General features: G+C 33.0%; 5 protein-coding genes. 1 reads left to right on the plus strand and 4 read right to left on the minus strand.

Going from position 1 to position 6,819, the window contains the following annotated elements:
• Positions 1 to 214: 214 nt before the first annotated feature.
• Positions 215 to 1,894, plus strand: coding sequence for an energy-dependent translational throttle protein EttA (gene ettA / locus H7U22_RS03775; protein ID WP_187070014.1), 1,680 nt, complete (start codon positions 215 to 217; stop codon positions 1,892 to 1,894).
• 53 nt (positions 1,895 to 1,947) lie between these two features.
• Here the strand turns inward: ettA and H7U22_RS03780 are convergent, their stop codons facing one another.
• From H7U22_RS03780 to H7U22_RS03795, 4 genes are all read right to left on the minus strand, one after another.
• Positions 1,948 to 2,334, minus strand: a complete 387-nt coding sequence (locus tag H7U22_RS03780) for a hypothetical protein (RefSeq protein ID WP_187070015.1) — start codon at positions 2,332 to 2,334, stop codon at positions 1,948 to 1,950.
• Between the two features lie 590 nt (positions 2,335 to 2,924).
• Positions 2,925 to 3,665 (minus strand): GDSL-type esterase/lipase family protein, encoded by a 741-nt coding sequence (locus tag H7U22_RS03785; protein ID WP_187070016.1) that lies wholly within the window; start codon positions 3,663 to 3,665, stop codon positions 2,925 to 2,927.
• Between the two features lie 85 nt (positions 3,666 to 3,750).
• Positions 3,751 to 6,444 (minus strand): TonB-dependent receptor, encoded by a 2,694-nt coding sequence (locus H7U22_RS03790; RefSeq protein ID WP_187070017.1) that lies wholly within the window; start codon positions 6,442 to 6,444, stop codon positions 3,751 to 3,753.
• Positions 6,431 to 6,661 carry a DUF1456 family protein gene (locus H7U22_RS03795; protein ID WP_109926057.1) on the minus strand — a complete coding sequence of 77 codons (231 nt, stop codon included), beginning with the start codon at positions 6,659 to 6,661 and terminating at the stop codon, positions 6,431 to 6,433. Before H7U22_RS03795 ends, H7U22_RS03790 begins: the two co-directional genes overlap by 14 nt.
• Positions 6,662 to 6,819 lie beyond the last annotated feature (158 nt).

The following is a 6,819-nucleotide window of genomic DNA, read 5'->3' on the forward strand; positions in this document are numbered from 1 at the left end:
CGAATTTTTGTGCGATTATATGGTTTTTAGTTTAACAAAGGTATCATATTCTTAAAATATCTTTCAAATCTCTAGGCAAGATATAAAAACTTACAATCTAAGTGAAAATCATTTGATTATAAAAATTGAAAATCATGCTAATATTTAAGTTTTATTTAAAAGCAATTCCCTTTTCATTTCAAATTAAGCATCTTTGCAAAAATAAAATTCCACTATGTCAGACGAAAAAATCATTTTTTCAATGGCGGGCGTAAATAAGATTTACCCCCCACAAAAACAGGTTTTAAAAAATATTTACCTTTCTTTCTTTTACGGCGCAAAAATAGGCGTTATCGGTTTAAATGGTTCTGGTAAGTCATCACTATTAAAAATTATTGCTGGTTTAGATAAATCTTATCAAGGAGAAGTAGTTTTTTCTGCAGGTTATTCTGTGGGCTATCTTGCTCAGGAACCAATTCTTGATCCAGAAAAAACAGTGCGTGAAGTTGTAGAAGAAGGTGTTGCCGAAGTAACGGCGATTTTAAAAGAATACGAAGAAGTTAATGAAGCTTTCGGATTAGAGGAAAACTACTCTGATCCGGATGCCATGGATAAATTAATGGCAAAACAAGGCGAACTTCAAGATAAAATTGATGCCTTAGGCGCTTGGGAACTTGATTCTAAATTAGAAAGAGCAATGGATGCTTTGCGTTGTCCTGATCCTGAAACCAAAATTGGCGTTCTTTCTGGTGGTGAACGCCGTCGAGTTGCCATGTGCCGTTTGTTATTGCAACATCCAGATGTATTATTGTTAGATGAGCCAACCAATCACTTGGATGCAGAAAGTATCGATTGGTTAGAACAATTCTTGAAAAATTATGAGGGTACCGTTATTGCCGTAACCCACGATAGATATTTCTTGGATAATGTAGCGGGTTGGATTTTGGAACTCGATCGAGGTGAAGGGATTCCGTGGAAAGGAAATTACAGCAGTTGGTTAGAGCAAAAAGCGAAACGTTTATCTCAAGAAGAAAAAACAGAAAGTAAACGTCAGAAAACGTTGGAGCGTGAGCTTGAATGGGTACGTATGGCGCCCAAAGCCCGCCATGCAAAATCTAAAGCTCGTTTGGCCAATTACGATAAGCTTGCTTCGGAGGATGGAAAAGAGAGGGAAGATAAATTGGAACTTTTCATCCCAGCCGGACCGCGTTTAGGTAACGTGGTTATCGAAGCCACAAATGTGACGAAATCTTACGGCGACAAAGTGCTGTTTGATAATTTAAACTTTTCACTTCCTCCTGCGGGTATTGTTGGTATTATTGGCCCCAATGGTGCTGGTAAAACAACATTGTTCCGTTTAATTACAGGACAGGAAGAAGCTGATGCCGGAACTTTCCGAGTAGGCGAAACTGTAGAATTGGGCTATGTAGATCAGATGCACAACGATTTAGATTCTGATAAAACAGTTTATGAAAACATTACTGATGGTTTAGATAACATCCAATTGGGTACGAAAGCTGTAAATGGCAGAGCTTATGTCTCTAAGTTCAATTTTAATGGTGGCGATCAACAGAAAAAAGTTGGAATATTATCGGGTGGAGAGCGAAATCGCGTACACTTGGCTATTACTTTAAAAAAAGGTGCAAACGTTCTTTTACTGGATGAGCCAACGAATGATATTGATGTAAATACGCTTCGTGCACTGGAAGAAGCTCTAGAAAACTTTGGCGGTTGCGCAGTAGTAATTAGTCACGATAGATGGTTTTTAGATCGGATTTGTACGCACATTTTGGCTTTCGAAGGCAACTCTGAAGTTTATTTCTTCGAAGGAAATTATTCTGACTACGAAGAGAATAGAAAGAAACGTTTGGGTGATGTTACACCTAAGCGGATTAGATATAAAAAGCTTGATTAATAAAAAAGTCCCGATGAAAATTGGGACTTTTTTTATGGTTGCATTAAATTTAATTATTCGGGTGTTATTATGGTAACAGGTTTTAGGTTTTGATTTGCTTTTCTTTTACCTCTAAAGAAGAAGTATAAATTTATAAAAAGCATAATCCCCAAATAAATTGAGAATCCACCTATTTTAGAACTTAGAGCCTCAATCAAAGTTTGATATTCATCATCATATGCACTTATTTTCATTATCAGAAGTGCAAAGCCAACATTTAATAGATAGAATCCTGTCTCAAAAAGTTTATTTGTAGCATTGGCAATTTCTTCTCTTCCCTTAAAAATATCGAGCATATAAATTTTGCTGTTTTTGAAAAGTGTTTTTGAAACATAATAAGTTAAGAATAGTGCTGTAGGTAAATAAACTGCATAACCGATTAAAATTTTGGTGGTTTCCATGATGAAAGTATTAAATTGTTATTTAATTAATTTATGAATTGTGGTTGTGAGTAATGCGATATTTAGATAGTGAAGAACAGATAGGATGCAGATGATGGTTGCAACCTTTATGGATAAAACCTCTACTAACTGAAGACTGGAAGTAACCTGCTCCCACCCTATCAACGTCACGGAACAATAGCCAATGTTTACCAAATAATAGGCTACTAAAAGAGTTTTATTAATCTGTTGGCAAAGTTCCAAGTGATCTGGAATTAGCGCCGCGACAAATACATTCCCATTCCTGTAGCAAATTTTTCCTACAACTACGATGATCAATATATTTATTGATATGAAGATGAGATAACCAATAATGTTATAATTCATAACACGCTGTTTAATTATAAAACTTTCAGAAACAATCGAAAAATTGAATCAAATTTTTTAAGTTTCCCTAAAAAAGTTGAAATATAAGCCATCCTTTCCTGATCAATTTGATGATATAAAAGTAAACAAATGTTATTGAACTTTCAAATATTATTGAAAATATATTTCGCTAAAATTGCATTAATAATTTAATTACTGCTGGATTGAACGAGAATAAGTTTTACTTAATGCCTGCTTTTAAACGCTTTTTTAATGGCAACCTCAGTTACAGTTTCCATTAATTTATAGCCGGCTAAATTTGGGTGCACGCCATCAACGGTTAAATCTGCTCGCTGTCCATTTCTTTCATCAACCAAGGGTGTGAAATAATCAACAACTGTAAAATGCTCCTTTTTGGCATAAGCTACGATCACTTCATTTAAAGAAATAATTTTTGCTGAAGCATCTTTAATTCCCTTATTCCACGCATATTCATAAACAGGTAAATACTTGCAAAGAATAACTTTTATGTGATGTTTTTTAGCTAATTCTGCCATTGATTTAATACAATCAAGAATTTTCTCATTTGTAACATGGCCGGTATTACCTGCAATATCATTACTTCCAGCTAAAATAATTATAGCTTTAGGCTTCAGATTAATTACATCCTGCCTAAACCTAATTAATAATTGAGGAGAAATTTGACCAGAAATCCCACGGTCTATGTAAGGACGATTAGCAAAAAAATCAGGATCTTTTTGCTTCCAGAATTCGAAAATAGAACTACCTAAAAATACGACTCTTTTCTCTCCCTTTTTTGGAAGGCCTAATGTTTCATTTTCTTTTTGATATTTGCATAGCATTGCCCAATCATCAGCAAAATTTTCTTTTACAGGCATTTTACCTTTTAAAGAATCAGGGCTACTTTGCGCAAAAGTATTTGTTATAGCAAAGAGAAACAGCAAAAAGAATAATTTAAATTTCATGGGAAGGGATGATTGTAAATGAATAATATTTTAAATGATTCGCCTAGTTTAAATGATTGTATCGTTAATTAATCTCCTTGTAATATTAAAATGATTCATTATAATTTGGCGTAGTAAATCTACTTGTTTTCTTTCCAAATTGATTTATGCTGTAATTCAGCGTAGCCTGAACATACCTGCTTATAAATCTAGTTCTATTTTCGGTAATAGAATTATTTGTAATGGTTGATCTAAAGAGCGATCCTTTATTGAATAGATCATTTGCTTGAACAGATAAATTTAATCGATTATTTTTCAGAAAAGCCGTATTTAAGCCTAGATTAACCAATAATGGATTTCCTGAGTTTAAATTATAACCAAAATTTAAACTTTTAGAAACTGAGGTATTCAATCTAAAACGCTTTGTAGGAATCCAAGATGCGCCCCCATCCAATGCCAAGATTTGTATATTCTTTATATTTTGATTTAATACTGAATATGTATTAGAACTAAAACTATGTGCTGTGCTGATGTTAAATGAATACTTTTTCTGATTGAGCTCTACCCTAAAGGCATTGGATAAATTTATCCCGCTGCTTTGATTGAGTATATTATCGGTATAAAAAACATTATGACTGTAAGCCACATTCCCATCAAAAGAAATAGACAGTTTGTTGGTTAATAGCCTTTTATCAATCGAATAATTGGTGCCAATATTATAAATTCCGTTTACATTTTCGTAAGTGGTTTGCTGTTTTAAACTATTTAGTGTATCTCTCAAAAATACGGTATTACTAACTGCGCTATTAAAAGAAAAATTTCCACTTAGTCCTAACATAATGCTCAATCCCGATTTTAAACCGAATTGATTGTAAGTCAAATTTGCAGAATGATTAGAACTGGCTTTCAAATTTGGATTACCGATTATAATATTCTGAACATCATTACTGTTTCTCACCGGTTGTAGTTTATTAAAATCAGGAGAGCTTGTATAGCCATTGTAGCTAAAATTTAAATTTCTATTGTCTTTTATTTGATAACTGAGATTAGCAGAAGGCGAAAAATTTAACTGATAATTCCTTAAACTCTGCCCAGTAATTCGATATTCGCCAATAATTATACTTGGTGAAAAGTTAACTCCAAAACTATAGCTAATCTTTTTTTTGTTGGCATTAAAACCCAAACTAATGGTTTGGTTAATAAAATTAGAAACATAGTTTTGGCCAAGCGAATCAACAACAAAACTATTGCCTATCTGATCTTCTACCCTAGTTGTTTGTAAATTCTTGCTCCTACTTACCGAAAACCTATAACTCAAACTAATAAAGCTATAACCACTACTGTCGTTTAGTTTTTTTAACGAATTGGCAAATTGAATATTACCCCCAATATTTGCATTTGAGGTATTGTTGGCTACCAGTCTATTCAATAAAGAATCCTTGACTAAAATACTTGTTGTAGCATTGTAATATCGGATAATGTCGTTTATCGAGCTATTAGAATTACTTCCGTTTGTACCAAAATTAAAACCTACGGATAGGGATCTTCTGTTATTTGCCAGTTTTCTAGACCAATTTATATTGCCACTTAGATTTGGATTGTTGCTTTTGACACCAGAATTTGAAAATAAATCTTGTTGAATAAAGCCAGTTTTATTGGATGTTGAAAGTGAATTATTTGTGTTAATCCCCAGCGATCCAGAAATAGAAGCATTTACAAAATTCTTTTTGGTTGCCCCATTTAAACCAAAGCCAATTCTATTATTAAAAGATTTAGCATTGCTTTCACTTTCCCTTAAATCGTAAATTGTTCCCTGTGGATTAAACGTTTCAATATAATTGCTATTAATCGAATTATTAGAATTGTTTGATAGATTATAATTTCCATTAATGCTAAGCTCTTTGCTCAACTTCTCTCTAAGGCTCCCATTAAAGCCGTTATTATCTGATTTTGTAAAAGCATTATCCGTTATTCCGTAGTTTGCACCAAAACCTATCTGCTTTGTTTTTCTCCAAGTATTACCGTTTGCATTTATTGTATGCGCATTACTAGTTGCTGATGTTGCATCGGCATTTCCAAATACGCCATTATCCATTCCAGGCTTGGTAACCAGATTAAGCATTTTTTGTGGTTCGCCAATTTTTATACCTGTAAAATTAGCTTCATCGCCATAATCATCAATTACTTGAAGTTTGGCAATAATATCTGCTGGTAACTGCCTAATATAATCTTCTACATTACTTGTAAAAAAATCTTCGCCATTAACCCTAAGCTTGGTCATTTTTTTACCCATTGCTTTAACAGCACCCTTGCTATCTACTTCTATTCCTTGTAATTGCTTAAGTAAATCTTCTACTTTGTCGTTTTCTCTAATCGTGTACGCACCCGCATTATATTCAATGGTATCCTTTTTAATTTTGATTGGATCCACTTTTACATTTACATCAATATCATTTAATCGAATAGGCTCGGCCTTAAGAATTATAGTTTCTAGAATTGTGTTCTTATCTTTCACCGCCAATTCATATACAGATGCAAAGGATTTATAGCCCAAAGCCGTAACCACAACATAAAACTTGTTGTGGCTAACCTTTGGAAAAGAAAAATTTCCTTTAAAATCTGTAGTAGATCGAAGTGTGTCCTTATCGGTAATAAGCCGAATACTTACACCTTCAATTGGTTTTTTTAGCGTATCGATTACATTACCAGCAACCTTATACTGAATTTGGGAAAGCGTATTGAAGGAGATAATAGTCAGTGCAAAAAGTAATAAAATAAATTTTTTATTACTTTTTTTCATCCCTCGGACCTCTTTTATAAATGACTAAGCCATTTAAAAAATTACGCAGAATTTGATCTCCGCAAGGTTTAAAATTTTCATGATCGTCATTTCTGAAAATATCACCTAACTCCGCTTTAGTTACTTTAAAGCCAACCAAATCGCAAATGGTAATAATATCTTCTGTTTTTAATGATAAAGCTACCCTAAGCTTTTTTAATATATCGTTATTACTCATACTTTAATTATTGAATATTGAAATGTAAGAAGGATTGAATGTGTAAAATATTAAAAATTGTCTAAATTGTTTCCCAATTTTAATGAACCAATGAACCAATGAACCAATGAACCAATGAACCAATGAACCAATGAACCAATGAACCAATGAACCAATGA

The organism is Pedobacter fastidiosus, from assembly GCF_014306625.1.
Taxonomy (GTDB): domain Bacteria; phylum Bacteroidota; class Bacteroidia; order Sphingobacteriales; family Sphingobacteriaceae; genus Pedobacter; species Pedobacter fastidiosus.